General features: G+C 65.1%; 4 protein-coding genes. 1 reads left to right on the forward strand and 3 read right to left on the reverse strand.

The features are described 5' to 3' along the window. The coding region (locus AC1DN0_RS40655; RefSeq protein ID WP_477146583.1) for a LysR family transcriptional regulator at positions 1 to 762 on the forward strand (762 nt) is incomplete at its 5' end. A 409-nt stretch (positions 763 to 1171) separates the two neighbouring features. Here the strand turns inward: AC1DN0_RS40655 and AC1DN0_RS40660 are convergent. The 3 genes from AC1DN0_RS40660 to AC1DN0_RS40670 all read right to left on the reverse strand — a co-directional run. Next, positions 1172 to 1720 carry a hypothetical protein gene (locus tag AC1DN0_RS40660; protein ID WP_441628402.1) on the reverse strand — a complete coding sequence of 183 codons (549 nt, stop codon included), beginning with the start codon at positions 1718 to 1720 and terminating at the stop codon, positions 1172 to 1174. A 10-nt stretch (positions 1721 to 1730) separates the two neighbouring features. Next, positions 1731 to 2507 carry a DUF2092 domain-containing protein gene (locus AC1DN0_RS40665; protein WP_441628404.1) on the reverse strand — a complete coding sequence of 259 codons (777 nt, stop codon included), beginning with the start codon at positions 2505 to 2507 and terminating at the stop codon, positions 1731 to 1733. Positions 2508 to 3021: 514 nt separating this feature from the next. Beyond that, positions 3022 to 3526: c-type cytochrome (locus AC1DN0_RS40670; RefSeq protein ID WP_477146584.1), on the reverse strand; the 505-nt coding region annotated here is incomplete at its 5' end.

A 3526-nucleotide genomic window follows, 5' to 3' on the forward strand; every position in this document is an offset into this window, starting at 1 on the left:
GGCATGCCGCTGTTCGACCGCGGCGCGCGCGGGGTCACATTGACGTCGGCGGGGCGCATGGTGGCCGAGCGGGCCCGCCGCATCCTGTTCGAAACCCGTTGCCTGTCGCGCGATCTCGCGCTGGTGCAGCAGCACGAGATCGGCAGCGTCCAGCTGGGGATGGGGCCATTTCCCGCGGCCATCCTGCTGCCCGAGGTGCTATCCGCCATGAATCGCCAATGGCCCAAGTTGCGCGTGACGGCCGAGGTAAATAGCGCGCCGGCGCTGCTCGCCGCCTTGCACGCCGAGACGCTGGATTTCCTGGTGGCGGAGCACCGCACGATTCCGCCGGTGGCGGAACTGGAGGTTCGGCGGCTGCGGCCGGAGCGCTCGGGCTGGTATGTGCGCCCGGACCATCCGCTTAGCCGCGGGCGGGTCACGCCGGCGCTGTTGCGCGAGGCCGCCCTGGTGTCGGTGACGCTGCCGCCGTACGGCCACGGGCAACTGCGCAGGCTGCTTGGCTGCCGGCCTGGCGAAACCCTGCCCTTGCAGGTGGAGTGCAACGACTTTCGCGCACTGGCGCACCTGGCGCGGCATTCCGATGCAGTCCTGCTGGCGCCCGCGCGCGCGCTCAGGGCCGAACTGGAGGCCGGCGCGCTCGTGCCGCTGGAACTGGCGGGGACCCCCGCCATGACCGTGGAGTTCGTGATCGTGCGCCTGGCGCAGCGCACGCTGTCCCCGGCGGCGGAAAGGGCGGTGGCGGTGGTCGAGGCGGCTGCATAGCCGGTTGCGCGTGCCGGGGCGCCGTCGACGCACTGGCGAACCTGCTGCGGATCGCCGAAGCGCGTGGCAATCCCATCCGGCGTGTGGCGGGCACGGTGCGTGTGCTCGGGGTCGAACTGGAAATGGAGTCGCTGGTCCTGATGACACAGTCCCGCGCCGTGGTGCTGGCTATCGGGACAGCCGGTGCCGGCCGCCGTCGGATCCGCGCCGGCACCACATGCCGGGCTGGCCGGGACGGCGCAGCGCATCGAGGCCGCACTGGCGGCCTTCGGCGGCGGGCCGTGCGCGAACGCCGCGGCGGACTGGTGGGAACTGGCCTTGTGGCTGGCAGAGGTCGAGAGCGCGTCGCTGCCAGCTGTCTGCTTTAGTAGGGGATCACCATGAGATGTTGAAGCCGAACACGCAGGCGTCAATACGGAGGATTCACGACCACATATTGGGATCCTTGCGGCTGATACCAGGTAGTGCCGCATTGCTGGTAGACCATGCCGCTATAGTTGACCGGTACGCAACCTGGCGGCACGGTTCTCACCATCGAGCCGACAATGGCCGAAGTCACGGCAACCGTGGCACCGACCGCGACAGCGGCCCCGACCGGGTGGTAGTCATTGTCCCAACCGCCACTATTACCTTGGACATTCACGTTGACATTCTTGTTGACGTTGTTGACGTTGTTCACACTGGTGTTGCGGACATTGTTGGTCCGCGCGTCGGCCTTGCTATTGTTGACCTGAGCAGTCTGCCTGGCGCCACCACCGCCGCCAGCCGCTTGCGCGTGAGCGCCGCCGCCGCCACCACCAGCCGCTTGTGCGCGAGCACCGCCACCACCACCACCTCCGCCACCGCCGCCGCCGCCGCCGGCACGAGCTGCCGCCTCGCCCGCGGGAACCAACGCGAAGCTGGCGAGGACAAGCAAGGCCAGCGGCATCTGAAGCAACTTGCTGAATGATCTCTTCATGATGGCTCCTTTACTTTGTCTTGACCGGCACGATCTCGATCTTGGAAGAGCCTTTCGGCGGCGTGAAGCTGAACACCGAGTCCGTGAAGCTCGGCGTCAGGTTCCACTCAAGGAGGGAGACCGATTGCGGACGGGCTTCATCCGCCCGATTGGTGATGACGACCTTGCGCGGCAGCGGCTTGCCTCCGGTGGTAATCCAGATCTGCCAGTCGATATTGCCCTGACGAAAAGCGTAATGATCGCAAAGGTCCTTTCCGACAAAGTCCTGGCCGGCATTCATTGCGGACTCGATCTTGTCGAGTGGCGCGGCGGGGGTACCCCAGATGAAGAGATCTGTTAGCGGCAGTTCCACGCCGTACTTTTCCTGCAACCGGGCGATCAGGCCACCGATGGTGTCGGAAAATTCCACCGACGAGTAATACTTTTGCGCAGGGGTATAGAGGGTAACAGTCTTGCCGTCGTAGATCAGTTCGCGTTCTGAGCGCGGACTTAGCATCATGACGCGCAGCTTGTTCGGACGGACGACGTCCATATCCGCCCTTGCCATGTGCTGTAGTTTCTGCCCATCCGCCAGCACCCGTTCGGCGGTCAGATCGTTCGATACCCGGAAGCGCTTCAATGTCTGCAGATAGGCGCCCATGTCCTTGAGTGCCTGAATCGATCCTTGATCGACAGCGCTCGCCGCGGCCGCGGCCGGGGCCGTGCCCGCCGGCGGAGTCTGAGCATGATTGGGCGGTGCCGCGAGCGCCATAGCCAGAAGGCTGAGCACCAGAATCTTCCGTTCCATGGCTGTCTCCTCTTGTGAAATGAAATTCACTGCAACAATATGGACGGCTCGCCGCCGGCGATATTTCGCTTTAGCTGATCGAGGGACGTTGGCCGCCTGTTCGCAATCGGCCGCCTCGACTTCGGCATGGCACCGGAAATTTCGTCCAGTGCCCCGCTTTTTGCCACACCGGTTCCGGCTGCACCGCGCCGTTGCACTCACTCCGCACGCTGCGGGAGAAGCTCGGAGTTCGCGATGCCAGGAAACGCATGCAGTACCCGGTCGCAAGACACTTCCAACCTAGTCAAAGCCGGCAGGTAAACTTTGATCCAGGACAAGAAGCCCATTCATAGGCGCGGGCGGCCCAGGTTTAGCGCTTCTCCAGTCTGAGACGCGGCATTCGCAGGCTGCGTCTTGCCTGCTTCCCTATAGTGCAGAGAGGACTACACGCGGTCGCGAGGTCGCGAAATGGCGTATAAGGCGCGCGCGCAGGTCGCGGCACCGACCCCGCCGCCTGCATTGGAAGGGGAGGCGATCACCTGGATTGCAAGTAGGCGGCCACGGCGCTGGCCTCGTCGTAGCTCAAATCGTGCGCCACCGCGCTCATCACGGGCGAGTTGCCGCGCGAACGGTTCTTGAACACTTCGATCTGGCGTAGCAGRTAGGCGCGATGCTGCCCGGCCAGTCGCGGGAATGCGCCGGCGCCCTCGGCCCGTGCGCCGTGGCAGGAAGCACAGGCGGGCACCCCGCGGTCAGCGAAGCCTTGCTCGAAAATCGTTTGTCCTTTGCTCGTCAGCTCGGGGTCGCCGGCCACACCCGGCGCCGGCGTCTGACTCCCGTAATAGTCGGCCAGCGATTGGATCGTCGCGTTATCGAGTTGCGCGGCGATTCCCCACATGTGCGAGCGTGCATCGGATTCTCCGCGTTCATGATCGCGGAAGCCTTTGAGCTGTGCCTGCAGATATTCGGGGGTCTGGCCAGCCAGTCGCGGAAACCTGGGCGAGTCGCTGCGGCCACTCGCGCCATGGCAGGTCGCGCAT

The sequence above is a fragment of the Cupriavidus sp. 05N39 genome, assembly GCF_056397325.1.